Origin of the sequence: Erwinia sp. MMLR14_017, assembly GCF_033657285.1 — a bacterium.
In the GTDB taxonomy this organism is placed as follows: Bacteria; Pseudomonadota; Gammaproteobacteria; order Enterobacterales; family Enterobacteriaceae; genus Erwinia.
On sequence record NZ_JAWVWP010000001.1, the window covers coordinates 322,393 to 338,092 of the forward strand.

The following is a 15,700-nucleotide window of genomic DNA, read 5'->3' on the forward strand; positions in this document are numbered from 1 at the left end:
TGTTGTGTTTAGTATATTGGTGTTTTATCTTAATGAGGTGGCAGGGTGGCTAACAATACATCTGAAATTAAAATTATTGATGAAGAAAATCGAGTGTTAATCCAGTTTAGCAGTCAGGAAGGCGCGTGGGATGATATTTCTGCTCCCAACTCAGGCCATGACATCAGCTCAGAAAATGTATCTCTCTTAAATCATTGGATTAGTAGCATACCTACTGGCTTGTCGACTATGGCCGGAAATTCATCACAACTAATGACATGCACCTTCAACTATAACCAACTTATCCAAGCTAAAGATGGAAGTGGTGCGATAGGTGCTGTATTTAAAGATGGCACGAATAAAATTGGAGCGCAGGGGCGTTTTCATGAAGCCAGTAACTTAAAGTCTCTGGTTAATTTAAATATGGCATTCAATTTTGCATCTCAGATTGTTGCACAGAAGCATCTTGCGGATATCAACGAGCGCTTACGGACAATTGAACATAAAATTGATGAAATCAAAGGTTTTTTAGAAACATCGCGGCTGGCAAAAATTTTAGCGTTACATGAACATATTGATATCATCGGCCGAATGATCGTCAACAAGCATGAGGTTTCAGCCGGTACATTGCAAAATCTGTCTAAGAGCGCTCTTGAAGTGCGAGCAGATGTGATTCATCTCAAAAAAGAAATTGATTTATCGCATACTACTATTGAGCAGTTTGATTCCTCAAGTTTATTTGGTTCAAATGACCTCAGGGAGAAGCTCAGGATAGCTATCGATAATATAGACAGATTGCAAAGTGAGTACCTACTTGGTATGCAATGTCTTTTAATAGCTAATCTTATTTTATTTATAAAAACCTCTGGCAGTGAAGAGTTTTTAATTACTAATGAAGTCTATTTGAAGGAACTCAATCTTCCTGGTGGAAGTATTAATAAGTGGGAGAAAACAAAGCGCACAGTGTCACTTCATCTTAGTAAGATGAAACCTTTGTTTGAAAGAACTGCCAGTTCTGAGGCAAATGCTGCTCTTGTTGAACGGAAGATCAAGAAAACAGATGATCAATATAACGAAAATATACTAAAGATTATCCAGTTAAATAGCCAGTTGCAGGCAGCTAAAACACCCAGCTTGATGGTCGAAGTCGCCGATGGAAAAGTATTAAGGGCAAAGCACCTGGATTAAATGATTAAAATGGCACCCTTTGTGCCATTTTTTTGTTATTTTCGAGTGATATTTAATGTATGGGGAGAATCCCCCCATGAATTTTTACAGGATATGCTCGATTTAATAGAAATATCAAAGGACATAGCGATAGGCATGAACGATCATCACACTGATACCTCATCTTATAAGCAACAGGCTGCGAAAAATGCTGTCGCAGGGTCATATTAACTTACAGCCGCAACATACCTTTGACTTTATTATGGCAATCCTTAAGGAGAAACTATGACCAGGGAAAAAACCGATTCTATTACGGCTCTCCAACACCATGTCAATCAAGCGATTCCACATATCATTCGCTGGTACAGCAATTACGCTCTTAATGGCACTCAGCTCCAACAAATAAACCAATTGGCTGCCGATTTTCAAGTACGCTTACCGCTGGCAAGGATGTTCGGCAGTGGTAAACCTCGCTTATTAACGCTTTAGCCAGTGAAAAATGGTTTGCAGTAGAGTTCACCCCTGAAACCAGTCTGCCGGTGGAGATTCGCTAGGGTGCAGAAGCAGAGTTCACTGGATACTCTTCCTTTTTACTGATACTCCCCGACTGCAGGTAGTATGCCTCCAGAAAGCGCCGCAACGGCCATTCGTGCTCCAGCAGTGCTCTGGCGCAGTACATCAGATACGCCTCCATGACTGTCACGGCATGCACGTAGGACATCCAGTAAACCAGCTCGGGCTGCGGGATCTCAAGCAGAGAGTGCAGTTTCTTAAGCTCCTGACTTGCGTGCAGGTAACGCTGGTGAACGTTATCCAGTGAAGCCGCAAACATGCCCAGCTCGCGCTCCCACTGCGCCTGATCGGCCAGCGCCTCCTGCTCCCAGGAATAGAATTCGCGGATCTGCTCCCATTTTTCCGTATCCGGTTCAACTTCTCCGTAATGTTCAGCGGCCCACGCCTCAAACCGCTCTTCCTGCAGCTCCCACATATATTCTTTGGCACTTCCCATTTGTCTGCTCCTTCCGGCCGGGATGATTGGTTACTGAATGCCCCCGATGGTCAAATAAAATACCGTCGTAAAATCTTCAATGCTGACGTCTTCGGTCTCGTAGCCGGAAGGTATTCCATCCGTCACGTCGTCTGAAGGAGTACGTAGGTGCCAACCCCCGTTGCCATATATGCCATTACTGCTGAATATGGCCAGAACAGTACCGTCCAGATCTCGCAGCTCGCGCGAACGGGATGAATAATTCTTCAGCCACATATTCTCACCGGAACCTTTAACGTTCACTAGATGCCGATAAATACAAAACAGGGACTGAAAATGATTCTGTACCGTAAGACAATCCTCACACATGCAAACTCACCTTATTCAGCCTGTTAATATTAACGCAGGCAATAATCACTCATATGAAATGCACTTAGCCAAATAGTCAGGAGCCTGTTAGTCACCCACCAACCTGTAAGCATGCATATATTCGCTCTTCGCAATTACCCCAAGCCACATCTGACCGAATCCGACTTCTTCCCTATCTGGCAGTTTCCGGAAGCGTAACACGCGGTGCCGCCCGGTCAAAGTGCCTTCTCAGTCCGTACCTCTCTATGACGCATCCCGTATCTTGTATCTTAGGTAGCTAAGCAAGACACTATATGTAGTGGATGCAAAGAAAACCACCCCTAGCTGGTACAGATCCGGTTCTTCCTTTTTCCGGATCTGCGGTGAACCCGAAGGAAAAAGCTCAGGCAGCCTCTCCGCATATGCTCAGCATCTGCATATGTCACACCTATACATTCAGCACATGGTGGCCTATACTGGACATATGTGCAAAGGCCCACGTCAGGAGAACATCATGAGAACCGTATCCATTTTTAAAAACGGCAACAACCGCGCCATCCGTCTTCCCCGCGATCTGGATTTTGAGGGGGTGAGCGAGTTGGAGATCGTCCGGGAAGGGGACAGCATTGTCCTGCGGCCCGTCCGCCCGACCTGGGGCTCGTTCGTCCAGCTGGAAAAAGCCGACGCGGACTTTATGGCCGAGCGCGGGGACGTGGTCAGCGACGAGGGACGGTTTGAGCTGTGAACAAAACCTATATGCTGGACACCAACATTTGCTCGTTCATTATGCGCGAGCAGCCGGAAGCCGTGATCGGACGCCTAGAGCAGGCGGTGCTGCGCAACCACCGCATCGTGGTGTCGGCCATCACCTATGCCGAGATGCGTTTCGGCGCCATCGGCAAGAAGGCCTCGCCCCGCCACGGCCAGCTGGTCGACGCGTTCTGCGCCCGCCTTGATGCCGTGCTGGCCTGGGACCGGGCGGCGGTGGACGCCACCACGGAAGTTAAGACTGCCCTGACCGCGGCCGGCACGCCGATTGGCCCCAACGACACGGCCATTGCGGGACACGCCATTGCCGCCGGCGCCATCCTGGTGACGAATAATGTAAGAGAGTTTGCACGAGTGCCGGATTTGACGCTGGAAGACTGGGTTAATTAACGGCAGACAGATATCAAGGTTAAAAGGTCCGCTTTGTGCCAGAAGCGGACATCTGCACTCGGGGCTAACACAAACGGTGAGCCAAAGTACTTTTGTGTAAAATGAATGCATTCACCATCTGTCAGGTCTGAGAGGCGCCCCCGTCAGCGAACAGCTCTATACCATTTACATAACTTGAGGCATCACTGGCCAGGAATGAAACAACAGAGGCTATTTCTTCCGGCTCTCCGATACGTCCCAACGGACTTTTAGCGGTGAGGAAGGCGATCCCCTCTTCGGCATTATCGCCAAATGCGGCTCTGAGCGACGCTGTATTCACAGGACCCGGGCTGACAATGTTTATGCGTATACCCGACCCGTGCAGCTCTGTAATCCAGCTTTTCACCATGTTTCTGACTGCGGCTTTGGTCGCACCATAAATACTCATGGTGGGTCCCGGGTCTGTTGACGCCGTCGAACCAATGATAACCACGCTTGAACCCTTCCCAAGCAGGGGCAAAGCCTGCTGAACAGTCAACACAACACCTTTAACATTTGTGGCAAACTGGTCGTGGATCTGTTTTTCAGTGATTTCACCAAGCGGAGCATGGACCCCACCGCCGGCATTGGCGACAAGAATATCAATGTGGCCGAATTCCGCTTTAACCTGTTCATAAAGCGCATCAAGACTAACCTTGCTGCTGACGTCAGCAACAATACCTTTTACATTTTTCCCCAGAGCCTTTACCGCCTCCTGAAGGGTTTCTGCATTCCGGCCAGTGATAATGACATCTGCGCCTTCATCGCTCATACTTTTCGCTATAGCCAGACCAATGCCGCTTCCGCCACCAGTGATAACGGCGACCTTTCTCTTAAATAACTGATTCATAATTGCACCATGTGTTTTTTTTGTAGTGGTCACTATATGCAACCCTGAACAGGCTGTCACTAACTTATTGTAGCGATCACTACAAAAAAGTTTTAAGATGGCAGTCAGAAACACTTCTGATGCAACGGAAAAAAACCTATGAGCGATACCGAAAAAACAATAAAAGCACCCAGGCGGGTATTTGACAGAGAGTCCGGTGTGCAGACGGCTAAAGCGCTGTTTCATCAGCGTGGTTATGATGCTGTAGGTATCACGGAACTGACAAAGACGCTGAATATAAATCCTCCCAGCCTTTACGCCGCTTACGGTAGTAAAGCAGGGTTGTTTGAACGCTGCCTGGATCTCTATGTTGCAGAAGGAAACCTGCCGGCTGACAAAATTCTGACTCCGGGCAGGCCGCTGAATGAGGCGGTTGCAGATCTTTTTATGACTGCTGCACGTTTATACGCCCGATCCCCAGTCCAGCGAGGCTGTCTTGTGGCTGAAGGTATGCGTGCCGATGATCCGCAGGCCCGGGAGCTGGCAAGTCGCTATGGTGAGGCCGGAATTCAGTTCATCAGAAGTTATATCCGGCAGTATGAACCTGCACGGGACCGCGAGCTTTCTGATTATGTCGTGACAACGCTGCGGGGCTTTTCTGCAGCCGCAGTAACGGGACTGTCAAAAGCCAGGTTAACTGCCGTGGCTCAGTTGGCCGGACAGACATTCAGCGCTCTCCTGACGCCATAAAATGTTTAACCAGGAGGTAAAAGTTATGTCTGTTATCGACCATGTTGAAATTGCTGTGAAAAATGCTCAGGCATCGCTCAAATTCTATGAAGCAGCCCTCGCTCCGCTGGGGTTCAGCCTGATTATCTCTGTGCCTCTGGAGCGTACTTTAACAGGTGGTGCCCGGTACGGGTTGGGCCCGGAGGGATACCCGCGGCTCTGGCTTCATGATAAAGACCTAACAGGCGCTTCGACACATCTGGCTTTTGCTGCCAGTGAACGGGGCACAGTCGACGAATTCTGGCGTGCCGCTCTACAGGCGGGCGGTAGAGACAATGGCGCGCCGGGAATTCGCAATCATTACCACTCTCACTACTACGCCGCTTATATTTTAGATCCTGACGGTAATAACATCGAAGTCGTCTGCCAGAAAGGATGAGTAAGAGTGCCGGCCGGCACTTTGCGAAATTGGACCACGTCTGAGTTACTGCCTGTTGGGTTTGCCTGGCTGCTACCCACGGAGTGAAATATCGTGAGGTGAGTTATTGCTTCGTTGCGGCAGCAAAATTTACTGCCGCATTAAACGTGGTGATTCAGAGAGCTTTCTGCATCATCAGCGTCGTTCCGGAGACTTGCAGCGTCTTTCAAAGGAGAGCGGCCAAAGAATCGGGCGTACTCACGATTAAACTGGGGCACGCTGCGATAACCCACCTCCATGGCAACAGACGTGACGCTCTGCTGACGCGCCAGTAATTTGGTTCTGGCATGAAGAAGACGGACGCGCTTCTGATACTGGACCGGACTCATGTTTGTCACGGACTTAAAATGACGATGAAAGGCCGATACGCTCATAGCTTCCTGTCCGGCCAGCGATTCAACCAAAAACTCATCAGCAAAATTATGTCTTATCCAGCGAATAGCATTACCAATCCGCGCCAGCATAGTTCCCGGTGAAGCAATGTCTCTCAGCATCCAGCCGTGAGGACCTTTCAAAACATGATAAAGGATTTCACGTTCATACACCGGTGCAAGGGCGGCGATATCTTCAGGATTTTTCATCAGGCGAAGCATTCTCACCCAGGCATCCAGCAGTTCGGGCGTGACGGCAGCAACGGAAAAAGCACCCGACTGTGGATCAGCCTTCACGGGAGGTAAATCAGCCAGCAGCGTCGCAATCCGTTCCGGCGTCAGGGTCAGGCTGACCGCGAGATAAGGAGCGCCGGTGGTATCAGGATGGACTTCGCCTACGGCTGGCAAATCTACTGACATGACAAAGTAAGAAGCAGGATTGTAGTTGAATACCCGGTCACCTACCGTCATGGATTTACTTCCACGCAGTATGAGATTAACCATCGGCTCATAGACCGCAGCCAGCGCATGTGCGGGAACGTTACCCTGCACCATTGCCACGCGGGGGATACCGGTTTCAGTTCGCCAGTTTCGGGCATGAGCGGCCAGAAGGCGCAGCTCGTCAAGCAGGGGTTCCAGTGTCAAAGTCGGCCTCCTCAGTATGATGATGAAAACGAGCATAAAGCAGAAAAAGGCAAGAATCGAGCAGGAACGCAGAGGCTGACCGCTACGGATTACTTTATCCTTTTTCATATCGCAGACAGATAGGATGAAATCATGAAAATTGTACTGGTTACCGGCGGCAGTGGCGGGATCGGCGCCAGCGTGGCGCAGCAGTGCGCGGCCAGAGGGATGGGGGTGATTGTGACTTACAACAGCCATCCTGTATCTGCCCTGAAAGTGGTGAAGGATATAGAAGCATCAGGCGGCCGTGCCGTTGCGCTGCATCTGGATGTGGCTCGCACCGAAACCTTCGGTGCTTTCCGCGACGCCTTACTGGACACAGTCAGTGTCACCTGGGGGCGTGAACAGATTGATGTGCTGGTCAACAACGCCGGGTTTGGGCTCTTCAACCCGATTGAAACAGTGACGGAGAGTGAGTTCGACAGCCTTTTTGCCGTACACCTGAAGGGGCCGTTTTTCCTGACCCAAAAGCTGCTGCCTCTGATTTGTGATGGAGGACACATCATCAACGTTACCAGCGCCACCACGCGCGTGGCTACGGCAGGTGTTGCGCCCTACGCTGCCTTTAAAGGCGGCCTTGAAGTGCTGACTCGCTATATGGCCAAAGAATTCGGGCCGCGGCGCATCCGGGCAAACGCAGTCTCTCCGGGTGCAATCCGGACGTCACTTGGCGGAGGGCTGAATGATGAATTTGAGGCCCTGCTCGCCTCACAGACCGCGTTGGAACGCGTGGGGGAGCCAGATGATGTCGGCCGGGTTATCGCAGGTCTGGTCTCTGATGACAGCGTCTGGATTAACGCACAATCCATCGAGGTTGCCGGCGGCTACCAAATCTGAATCCTTCCGGAGGTTTTATGCTTGATCATCTGTTTTTAACCGTCAGCGATACAGACCGTTCTGTCCGTTTCTATACGGAAGCGCTTGCCCCTCTCGGCATCACGGTTCGTCATGATTATGACGGAAAAGAGGGGCCGCCCGGCCATCCGGATTTGAAAGGGTTCGGTGTTCAGGGCCGGATCTTTTTCTGGCTACGCGAAGGAACTGTTGCGCCGGCTGCTGTACATGTCGGGTTTGTCGCGCGAAATCAGACAATGGTGAATAAAGCCTATGCTTCAGCCATGCGTGCCGGCGCGACTGACAATGGCGCACCCGGTGCCCGGCTTCACTACGATCCCCGCTACTACGCCGCCGACGTGCTCGACCCCGATGGCTATAGCCTGGAATTTGTTTATAAAGAATGGCAGCACCCTCAACCATGAAAACATTACTGATTTATGGCGCCACCGGTTACACGGGACGCATGACCGCCGCGCAGGCTAAAAGTGCCGGACTGAATATTATTATTGCCGGCAGAAACAGGCAGCGGCTGGCCGCACTTGCCGGTGAACTTGACGTCAGTATGCGGATATTCGGACTGGAGGACGCTGCTGAAACCGCGCTTCAGCTGGCAGGCGTCGGCGTTGTGCTGAACTGCGCCGGGCCGTTTGCCGCTACGGCAGAACCGCTGATGAAAGCCTGTATAGACCAGGGTATTCATTACCTTGATATCACAGCGGAAATTAACGTTTACCGGTTGGCTGAGTCACTGGGAGAAAGAGCGGCGCGGGCCGGGAGTATGCTACTGCCGGGCGTGGGCTGGGACGTGGTGCCAACCGACTGCCTGGCCGTTCGCCTTGCACGGCATGTACCGGAACCACGGCGGTTGCGTATAGCATTACAGGTGGCCGGAACGATGTCCCGGGGTTCCGCCGTCAGCGCAGGCGAAATAATCGCAGCCGGCCTGCTGGAACGTGTTAACGGTATTCTGATGACGAAAGAGGATGCGCAGCCCGGCTGGTTTGATTTTGGTGAAGGCCCTGTTGCCTGTGCGCCGCTTTCCTTTGGCGATCTGGTGACGGCATGGCATTCAACCGGTATTCCGGATATTGAGATGTTTGTGCATGTAACAGGGGATGCCTTTCCGCAGGGTGATTTGTCCCTGCTTCCTGAAGGGCCCGGGCAGGATGAACGCGATGCAAATCGCGCTCGCGCTGTTGCTGAAGTTACCGGGGCTGACGGGAAGATCCACCGGGCTGTGATCGGGACGGTTAACGGATATTCCTATACGCCACTTGCGGCCACAGAGGCTGCAAGGCGTGTCCTGAACGGTGACAGTTTCCCCGGTTTTCAGACGCCATCGATCGTTTTTGGTAGTGAGTTTGCGCTGAGTATTCGGGGTACGTGGCTCCAGCTCTCCTGACTCTGTTAATAAGCTGCACCGTTCAGCAATGAGCTGGCCGGTGCCACGCATTACGTCACTGCTTTGATTTTGATACACGGCCGGGGGGAATATGTCTGCACGCAAGGGCATCACGCTGTCATTACTGTCGTCAGTACTGTTTTCGGTACTTTGTTATTACAGTGTTTTTTTGTATCCGCTGAACGGATGGCAGATAGCCGGATGGCGTGCAGTAACTACCGCATTGTTGCTGATGCTGGCGCTGGTTTTTCGAAAAAAGCTCAGGCCTTTCTGGCACTATTTACTGTCAGTGGTAAAAAGTATGCGCCTGCTCGCTGCAACGTGTGTCTGCGCCGCGCTGCTTGGCCTGCAGATAATCATTTTCTGCTGGGCTCCCGTTAACGGGCAAAGCCGGTCACTGGCACTCGGCTACTTTCTGCTTCCTCTGATCATGGTAATAACCGGCAGAGTCCTGTACGGCGAAACGATGTCAGGGTGGCAGAAAAGTGCCGTCCTGCTTGCAGCCTTTGGCGTAACGGCTGAAGTGATGATGGTCCGTTCACTTCCTTTTGTGGCCCTCGTGGTTATGCTGGGATATCCGCCTTATTTTATTATCAAACGTCAGCTTAAAAATGATGCGCTCTTTAGCGTTATTGCAGAAAATTTATTGCTTGTGGTACCAGCAATTGCTGTTCTGGTTTATCAGGGAAGCGGAAATGAATGGTTACCGGCCGGACCGGCCGGCGGATGGGGCACTATCACAGGACTGGGATTACTGAGCAGTTCTGCCTTACTCTGCTTTCTGCTTGCCAGCAGTAGTCTGTCGTTTACGCTGTTTGGCATGCTGTCTTATGTCGAACCCTTATTGTTATTTCTGGTATCACTTTTTCTGCCAGGAGAAAAACTGACTCAGTCATCGCTGTTAACGTATGCCCCGATATGGCTCGCCGTACTGGCACTGATGGCTGACGGATATAAAAAAGTGAAGTCCGCTGCGTACCGCAGTGGATAATGATGGGACGTCGGGCAGACAGTCTGTCGGCTGAGTGAGTGGCTTGTCTGTTTTCCCGACATTCCGGTTATTGTATCAGGCTAACGGGACATACCCTGTTACCAGGGCTGGCGTCCGTGACTGCCAAAAAAACCACCGGTAGGTCCGTCCGGTCCCGTTAACGCCATTTTTATTGCGGTTGCAGCCCCTTCATCCGGCGTCAGAAAGCCGGTATTGGCATTTAAATCGGTTCGTACATGGCCGGGTTCAACAGCGTTCACTTTAACCCCAAAGGACTCAAGTTCCTTTGCGAATGAAACCGTAACGGCATTCAGGGCGACCTTCGAAGAGGTATAATCAAGGAGATTAACGCCTGAATATATCGAAGTTGGATCGGTAATCAGCGTCAGAGAACCCACGCCGCTGCTCATCATTACGATCCGGGCCTCTCCGGAGGCTTTAAGCAGGGACAGAAAGGCCTGCGTCACGCGTACCGGGCCGAAGAGATTGACTTCTTAAACCGCTTTCATGTCTTTAATACTGACCTGGCTCGGAGGTGTGATGACGTCGCTGAGAATGCCCGCATTATTAACAAGAACGTCGAGAGAACCCAGTTCATGCGCAAGTTCTGCAGCAGCGTTCTGCACGCTCGCTTCATCTGCAACATCCAGTTCCAGTAGCCTGACGTCAAGACCTTTCTGCCGCAGAATGGCAACTGCTTCTTCACCACGACTGCGACCGCGCGCACCCATCCAGACTGACATACCCGTTCTTGCGAGGCCCCTGACGATAGCAAAGCCAATCCCTTTATTGCCCCCGGTAACAAGCGCGGTCTTTTTCATCTCTACTACGCTCCCCCAGTCTGTGAACTGTCGATGGGCGTGCCTACGTGAAACTGAAGTTCGCCCATCAGCCGGGGAACAACATTACGCGACGTAAAACGCCACTGACCGTCATGTTTTTCAAAACTGTCGTAATACCGCCCTGTACATATAGGCTGCAAAGGAAACCCTTCCAGCTCCTGATGTACAGTGAAATAGCTGACGCAGGTGGCTGAATTACCGGAAGGTGATACATCTATCAGCATATTAGAAACGTTATGCCACGTCCGGGGAGTTCCATCCTTATAGCGCTGAACGCCACGGTTAAAAAACTGCTCGACCTCTTCACTACCATGTGCCGTATCACTGAGAACAATAAATTCAGCATGTTTAAACAACTCGGCATTCTCAGCAAATTTCCCGTCATCCAGGTTGTGGGCATAGGCAGCAAGTAACCGCTGAATTTTTAGTTCATCGAAATAATGTTGTTTATTTTCTGCGTGAACGGAATTGATCATAATTGAGCTCTTCAGGTCAGGGTTGAAATGGATCCGACATGTACAAACCAGGCGAACCACGTTAAATATTGCCGCTGAAACTCAGCGCAACAGCTCCACTGCCGGCAGGAAGCATCTGTGCCGGACCACATCGTGCCAGTAGGGCCAGTTCCCCTGGAAGGGAGAACTGCCATGTTGCCCAAAATCTTCGTTCTTCAGTAACAATGTTCAGATCTGAGATGCGCCGCCATCGGCAAAGATTTCCGTACCGTTGATATAACTGGCATCATCACTGGCGAGGAAGACAACAGCTTTTGCTATTTCGTCAGTCTGCCCGATGCGACCAATCGGACTGCGGTCGCGCAAAGACTGCAGGATGGCGTCAACGGGTTCGGGAAGGAAATCGCGTAAGGATTGAGTGTCAACCGGTCCGGGGCTGAGAATATTAATGCGAACGCCGGCACCTTTTATATCCAGAATCCAGCTGCGTACCATTGCGCGTAAAGCGGCCTTGGTGCCACCATAAACACTGAGGCCCTGGCCTGGATTAATGGAGGCTGTTGAGCCTGTAATAACAATGCTGCTGCCTGGTTTCATAAGTGGTAATGCTTTCTGAACGGTAAACGTGATACCCCTTACGTTCGTTGTGAACTGACGGTCAAACTTCTCCGGAGTAATCTGCCCGAGGGGCTCAAATTCGCCCATGCCGGCATTTGCTATCAGAATGTCGATGCGACCAAACCGGGACAATATTTGCGCATAAAAATCATCCAGGTCGGAGAGACTGGATACATCCACCTGAAACTGACCCGCATCCGGTCCAAGGGTACTGAGTGCAGATTCAAGTTTATTCCTGTCCCGACCGGTAATAATCACAGTTGCACCGAGTGCTGCTAATTCCTGTGCAATCCCAAGACCAATGCCGGAAGATGCGCCGGTCACAACTGCGATTTTGTTCTGAAAAGAGTGAGTCATTGTGTATTCTCCTGCTTGTTGTGGGTTATTTATATAGTAATCACTACATGTAATAGTAAACCTTAACAAGAGTAAAATTAGCAATTATTTATTAAATCATTTAATATCAATGATATAGGTTTAACATTTGATGCTAGTTCTTTTAGCGATTACTATATAAATGGATTCAGAAAGTAAGATGAAACAAGAAGACAGACTGCGACGACCTGCATTTGATCGCGAAGCGGGAGTAGCAATTGCACAGGCACTCTTTCATGAATATGGCTATGACGCTGTCAGTATTGCTGACCTGACTCAGGCGCTGAATATCAAGCCGCCAAGTTTTTATGCTGCATATGGCAGTAAGGTTGGACTGTATGAACGGAGCCTGGAGCGTTATGTGCGGGAGAGTGCGCTTCCCCTGAACAAATTATTATCAACCGATAAAACTGTTGCGGAAGGCGTGGAAGGTTTGCTGGTAGCAGCAGCCAGACAATATGGACGTCATAAACATCAGCGAGGATGCCTTGTTACCGAAGGGATGCGGGCAGATGACAAAGATGCGCGTGAAGTGGCGTGCAGACTGGCCAGACCGGGAATTACAGCTATAAATGACTGGCTAATGGCCGTGTGCCCGGAGTCAGCAGACTGTCTTACAGACTTTATCGTGGTAACGCTGAAAGGATTATCTGCTGCTGCGTATCAGGGCATGCCACAATGCAGACTGGTAGAAACGGCAAAAATAGCTGCGCAGGTTGTAGCTACACATATCAATCCCTGATGAGAATTCAGTCAAACTACTCATTGCTGCAATGGAATGAAATTTTTTATTTTAATAAAAAAGTCTGAATTTCATTGTCTGATAAAATGAGCTGACGGAGTAGAGGGGGCGTTTGGGGAAGGTTCAACATTGTACAGCAGGCCTATTTTCTGAGCTGCTGTAGCTTTAGTAATGGGTGTACGCCAATACCAGAAGTTTGATTTCCGACAGTACGAAAAGGCATGTTTTCGTACTGTTGAACTTTAAACCCCTGGCACATTTAAGCGGAACGCAGGTTATATGTGAGGAAAGAACGTGATATCACTATAATCCTAAGCCAACTTCTTTCAATATGATAGCTATAGCATTTGAAGCATGCACAACTAAGGGATCATTACGACGATCCGGGTGCTTGGCTATCCAAATATCAAGACTAAGCATTGACTCGTCAACCTCGAGCTTAACCAGACGCTTATCTTTATCTGCAAGGAAACATGGCAAACCTGCAACACCCACGCCGGAGCAAACAGTTTCATACTGATGACTGAGATCGGTCATCTCACATAAAACACGTTTATCACCAATTATTTTATCCAGCCATTGCTTATGTTCAAAGTTGGTAACGCGTTCAGGATAGGCTATGAACTCCCATAATTCAGGTGATTTAAGATGGTAGTAATTACTTGCGGCATATAGAGCAAAATCCATTTTTCCAATTTTTTTGATTATATCCGTGTCTTTAATTCCTGGAGATAATCTGACGGCAAGATCTGCCTCGAGTCTGGACAGAGAAACAAAATGGACATCACTCAGTATCGATATAAGGACTTGGGGCAATTCCTGAGATAATTTTAACATGTTAGTAGCAAAGAAATGTCTGGCAAGAACAGGTGGTGCGGAAATAGTCACCTTTTCTCTTTTTTGTTTATTTGCAACTGACAGACGCTCTATTTTAAACGTACAGGCTTCTATCTCAACGGCTTCTGCAAGAATAATCTGCCCTTGTGCCGTCAACCTTGCCTCACGCGGGAGTCGCTCGATAAGCTTCGATCCAAGTTCAGCCTCAAGTGACATCAGACGGCGGCTTACCGTTGCCTGGTCAACATCCAGGGCCTTTGCGGCCCCTGATAGCGTACCGGATCTGGCTATGGCAACAAAAAAACGAATATTTTCCCAATTCATTATGTATGCACTTTTGCATGGATAGTGTGCGTATTTTAGTATTTATACATGTTCTGGCAAGACCTATCATGACGTTAGTTTTTTAATTGCTGGATAGACATAATGTCAAAGTACACCCCTTCATTGATAGCCATACAGCTCGCCACCTGCATGGGTTTCCTCGTGGTTCAACTCGATGTGAGCGTAGTCAATGTTGGCCTGGGCTCCCTTAAAAATGCCTTCAATACCAACCTTACTGGTCTTCAGTGGGTGATTAACAGCTACGCATTGGTGTTTGCAGCGTTGCTGATTATTGGAGGATCTTTTGGAGATAAGTTCGGGGCGAGAAACATTTTTACCTGGGGATTCGCCCTATTTACGGTGGGTTCCATCGGGTGTGGCCTTGCCAATAGCCTGTCTGTGCTCATTGCTCTGAGAGGAGTCCAGGGAATGGGGGCAGCCCTGCTTGTGCCGACTTCGCTGACACTGATCAGACTGTCATTTACCGACCCGTCCATGAGAAGGACCGCAGTAGCCACCTGGGGGGCCTGTGGGGGGATAGCCTTAGCTGCGGGGCCAGTTCTGGGCGGCATTTTAATTCAGTATTTCGGATGGCGCAGCGTTTTCCTCATTAATGTGCCACTGGGCTTACTCGCGATTTTCCTTATTTTGCGTTCAGCTCCGCCATCGCCACGGGTAGATAAAAAAGTCGATGGATTGGGCCAGGGAACGATTGCGGTATGCATTGCGGCATTAACCTATGGATTAACTCAGTCAAGCTCTGAGGGATGGACCCGGGGGCCTGTAGCCATGATGGCCGTTGCGGCGATATTTTTAGTGCTATTTATCCTGATTCAAAGGCGCGTTGCGTCCCCTATGTTGCCCCCGCGCCTGGCTAAAAATAAAATTTTAGCCACCACCGCGCTCTGCGGCGCGATAATCAATCTGACCTTTTATGGCACGGTCTTTGACCTGAGCATCTATTTCCAGAGCATTCTTCATTACGATGCAATCAAAACGGGACTGTCTTTTATTCCTTTAACGGCTGTGCTGACAATTTCTACAATGGTGTCCACGCGAGTAGCAAAAAAAGTCAGCGATATCCGGATCATCACTACCGGCTTTAGTGTTCAGATAGTCGGATTTATTTTGCTTTCCCAGTTAACAGAGTCCAGCTCTCTGTGGTTCCTGAACGGTACTCTCATGATGGTCGGTATTGGCAGCGCAATGTCTGTGCCTTCAATTACCAATTCTATGCTCTCTTCTGTATCTCAGGACGACGCGGGAATGGCTTCTGGTCTGATTGCATCTGCAAGACAAATTGGTGGCGTCATTGGTGTGGGCCTGTTTGGTGCCATGATTGCCCACAGTGACCCGCGTTCATTTTCAACCGGTATGGCCTACGGTATGTGGTTATCTGCGTTTTCTTTACTGATGTGCGTAGGTATTAACGCCTTGGTATTACGTCGGGAAAAAGTACAGCTAAAGGCCTGACAGGCTGATTATGCAACGTATCCATTATTTTTAATCATTCGGATTGCATGCCGGG

18 protein-coding genes and 1 pseudogene are annotated in these 15,700 nt (G+C 49.8%); 12 read left to right on the forward strand and 7 right to left on the reverse strand.

Annotated features, from left to right (window positions below; translation table 11 throughout):
* Positions 1 to 45 precede the first annotated feature (45 nt).
* A complete protein-coding gene (locus SD961_RS01525; protein WP_318788645.1) occupies positions 46 to 1,167 on the forward strand; it encodes a hypothetical protein in 1,122 nt (373 codons plus the stop codon).
* Positions 1,168 to 1,431: 264 nt separating this feature from the next.
* On the forward strand, positions 1,432 to 1,635 hold the full coding sequence (locus SD961_RS01530; protein WP_318788646.1) for a hypothetical protein: 204 nt from the start codon (positions 1,432 to 1,434) through the stop codon (positions 1,633 to 1,635).
* A gap of 61 nt (positions 1,636 to 1,696) precedes the next feature.
* On the opposite strand, the gene SD961_RS01535 is transcribed toward SD961_RS01530, so the two are convergent.
* On the reverse strand, positions 1,697 to 2,155 hold the full coding sequence (locus SD961_RS01535) for a hypothetical protein (protein ID WP_318788647.1): 459 nt from the start codon (positions 2,153 to 2,155) through the stop codon (positions 1,697 to 1,699).
* An 841-nt stretch (positions 2,156 to 2,996) separates the two neighbouring features.
* Here SD961_RS01535 and vapB point away from each other — a divergent pair.
* Together vapB and SD961_RS01545 are read left to right on the forward strand one after the other, a co-directional pair.
* On the forward strand, positions 2,997 to 3,227 hold the full coding sequence (gene vapB, locus SD961_RS01540) for a type II toxin-antitoxin system VapB family antitoxin (protein ID WP_318788648.1): 231 nt from the start codon (positions 2,997 to 2,999) through the stop codon (positions 3,225 to 3,227).
* Positions 3,224 to 3,640 carry a PIN domain-containing protein gene (locus tag SD961_RS01545; protein WP_318788649.1) on the forward strand — a complete coding sequence of 139 codons (417 nt, stop codon included), beginning with the start codon at positions 3,224 to 3,226 and terminating at the stop codon, positions 3,638 to 3,640. The genes vapB and SD961_RS01545 overlap by 4 nt, the downstream gene beginning before the upstream one ends.
* 121 nt (positions 3,641 to 3,761) lie before the next feature.
* Here the strand turns inward: SD961_RS01545 and SD961_RS01550 are convergent, their stop codons facing one another.
* Entirely contained in the window at positions 3,762 to 4,508 is a 747-nt protein-coding gene (locus SD961_RS01550; RefSeq protein ID WP_318788650.1) for an SDR family oxidoreductase, read from the reverse strand.
* Positions 4,509 to 4,646: 138 nt separating this feature from the next.
* Between SD961_RS01550 and SD961_RS01555 the strand changes: the two genes are divergently transcribed.
* A complete protein-coding gene (locus SD961_RS01555; protein WP_318788651.1) occupies positions 4,647 to 5,237 on the forward strand; it encodes a TetR/AcrR family transcriptional regulator in 591 nt (196 codons plus the stop codon).
* A 25-nt stretch (positions 5,238 to 5,262) separates the two neighbouring features.
* Positions 5,263 to 5,655 (forward strand): VOC family protein, encoded by a 393-nt coding sequence (locus tag SD961_RS01560; RefSeq protein ID WP_318788652.1) that lies wholly within the window; start codon positions 5,263 to 5,265, stop codon positions 5,653 to 5,655.
* Between the two features lie 140 nt (positions 5,656 to 5,795).
* Here the strand turns inward: SD961_RS01560 and SD961_RS01565 are convergent, their stop codons facing one another.
* A complete protein-coding gene (locus SD961_RS01565; RefSeq protein ID WP_318788925.1) occupies positions 5,796 to 6,746 on the reverse strand; it encodes an AraC family transcriptional regulator in 951 nt (316 codons plus the stop codon).
* Positions 6,747 to 6,842: 96 nt separating this feature from the next.
* Between SD961_RS01565 and SD961_RS01570 the strand changes: the two genes are divergently transcribed.
* From SD961_RS01570 to rarD, 4 genes are all read left to right on the forward strand, one after another.
* Positions 6,843 to 7,586 (forward strand): SDR family NAD(P)-dependent oxidoreductase, encoded by a 744-nt coding sequence (locus SD961_RS01570; RefSeq protein WP_318788653.1) that lies wholly within the window; start codon positions 6,843 to 6,845, stop codon positions 7,584 to 7,586.
* Between the two features lie 17 nt (positions 7,587 to 7,603).
* Positions 7,604 to 8,008, forward strand: coding sequence for a VOC family protein (locus tag SD961_RS01575; protein WP_318788654.1), 405 nt, complete (start codon positions 7,604 to 7,606; stop codon positions 8,006 to 8,008).
* The gene (locus SD961_RS01580) at positions 8,005 to 8,988 is read left to right on the forward strand and encodes a saccharopine dehydrogenase family protein (RefSeq protein ID WP_318788655.1); all 984 of its coding nucleotides are present in this window, start codon (positions 8,005 to 8,007) and stop codon (positions 8,986 to 8,988) included. The genes SD961_RS01575 and SD961_RS01580 overlap by 4 nt, the downstream gene beginning before the upstream one ends.
* Before the next feature lie 91 nt (positions 8,989 to 9,079).
* Positions 9,080 to 9,979, forward strand: a complete 900-nt coding sequence (gene rarD / locus SD961_RS01585; protein ID WP_318788656.1) for an EamA family transporter RarD — start codon at positions 9,080 to 9,082, stop codon at positions 9,977 to 9,979.
* Positions 9,980 to 10,077: 98 nt separating this feature from the next.
* Here the strand turns inward: rarD and SD961_RS01590 are convergent.
* The 3 genes and pseudogenes from SD961_RS01590 to SD961_RS01600 form a co-directional block, all read right to left on the reverse strand.
* Positions 10,078 to 10,800 (reverse strand): annotated as a pseudogene (locus SD961_RS01590) (SDR family oxidoreductase).
* Positions 10,801 to 10,805: 5 nt separating this feature from the next.
* Positions 10,806 to 11,297 carry a nuclear transport factor 2 family protein gene (locus SD961_RS01595; protein ID WP_318788657.1) on the reverse strand — a complete coding sequence of 164 codons (492 nt, stop codon included), beginning with the start codon at positions 11,295 to 11,297 and terminating at the stop codon, positions 10,806 to 10,808.
* A 207-nt stretch (positions 11,298 to 11,504) separates the two neighbouring features.
* Positions 11,505 to 12,251, reverse strand: coding sequence for an SDR family oxidoreductase (locus tag SD961_RS01600; RefSeq protein WP_318788658.1), 747 nt, complete (start codon positions 12,249 to 12,251; stop codon positions 11,505 to 11,507).
* A gap of 178 nt (positions 12,252 to 12,429) precedes the next feature.
* Between SD961_RS01600 and SD961_RS01605 the strand changes: the two genes are divergently transcribed.
* Positions 12,430 to 13,011: a TetR/AcrR family transcriptional regulator gene (locus tag SD961_RS01605; RefSeq protein ID WP_318788659.1), complete on the forward strand. Its 582-nt coding sequence runs from the start codon at positions 12,430 to 12,432 to the stop codon at positions 13,009 to 13,011.
* Between the two features lie 303 nt (positions 13,012 to 13,314).
* Here the strand turns inward: SD961_RS01605 and SD961_RS01610 are convergent, their stop codons facing one another.
* Positions 13,315 to 14,172 (reverse strand): LysR family transcriptional regulator, encoded by an 858-nt coding sequence (locus tag SD961_RS01610; RefSeq protein WP_318788660.1) that lies wholly within the window; start codon positions 14,170 to 14,172, stop codon positions 13,315 to 13,317.
* A gap of 102 nt (positions 14,173 to 14,274) precedes the next feature.
* Between SD961_RS01610 and SD961_RS01615 the strand changes: the two genes are divergently transcribed.
* The gene (locus tag SD961_RS01615) at positions 14,275 to 15,645 is read left to right on the forward strand and encodes an MFS transporter (protein WP_318788661.1); all 1,371 of its coding nucleotides are present in this window, start codon (positions 14,275 to 14,277) and stop codon (positions 15,643 to 15,645) included.
* Positions 15,646 to 15,700: the final 55 nt, after the last annotated feature.

Bases quoted from the DNA above. Each gene is read 5' to 3' on its own strand.
- SD961_RS01530 (WP_318788646.1), top strand. From the start codon at position 1,432: ATGACCAGGGAAAAAACCGATTCTATTACGGCTCTCCAACACCATGTC.
- SD961_RS01535 (WP_318788647.1), bottom strand. From the start codon at position 2,155: ATGGGAAGTGCCAAAGAATATATGTGGGAGCTGCAGGAAGAGCGGTTT.
- vapB (WP_318788648.1), top strand. From the start codon at position 2,997: ATGAGAACCGTATCCATTTTTAAAAACGGCAACAACCGCGCCATCCGT.
- SD961_RS01550 (WP_318788650.1), bottom strand. From the start codon at position 4,508: ATGAATCAGTTATTTAAGAGAAAGGTCGCCGTTATCACTGGTGGCGGA.
- SD961_RS01555 (WP_318788651.1), top strand. From the start codon at position 4,647: ATGAGCGATACCGAAAAAACAATAAAAGCACCCAGGCGGGTATTTGAC.
- SD961_RS01560 (WP_318788652.1), top strand. From the start codon at position 5,263: ATGTCTGTTATCGACCATGTTGAAATTGCTGTGAAAAATGCTCAGGCA.
- SD961_RS01565 (WP_318788925.1), bottom strand. From the start codon at position 6,746: ATGCTCGTTTTCATCATCATACTGAGGAGGCCGACTTTGACACTGGAA.
- SD961_RS01570 (WP_318788653.1), top strand. From the start codon at position 6,843: ATGAAAATTGTACTGGTTACCGGCGGCAGTGGCGGGATCGGCGCCAGC.
- SD961_RS01575 (WP_318788654.1), top strand. From the start codon at position 7,604: ATGCTTGATCATCTGTTTTTAACCGTCAGCGATACAGACCGTTCTGTC.
- SD961_RS01580 (WP_318788655.1), top strand. From the start codon at position 8,005: ATGAAAACATTACTGATTTATGGCGCCACCGGTTACACGGGACGCATG.
- rarD (WP_318788656.1), top strand. From the start codon at position 9,080: ATGTCTGCACGCAAGGGCATCACGCTGTCATTACTGTCGTCAGTACTG.
- SD961_RS01595 (WP_318788657.1), bottom strand. From the start codon at position 11,297: ATGATCAATTCCGTTCACGCAGAAAATAAACAACATTATTTCGATGAA.
- SD961_RS01600 (WP_318788658.1), bottom strand. From the start codon at position 12,251: ATGACTCACTCTTTTCAGAACAAAATCGCAGTTGTGACCGGCGCATCT.
- SD961_RS01605 (WP_318788659.1), top strand. From the start codon at position 12,430: ATGAAACAAGAAGACAGACTGCGACGACCTGCATTTGATCGCGAAGCG.
- SD961_RS01610 (WP_318788660.1), bottom strand. From the start codon at position 14,172: ATGAATTGGGAAAATATTCGTTTTTTTGTTGCCATAGCCAGATCCGGT.
- SD961_RS01615 (WP_318788661.1), top strand. From the start codon at position 14,275: ATGTCAAAGTACACCCCTTCATTGATAGCCATACAGCTCGCCACCTGC.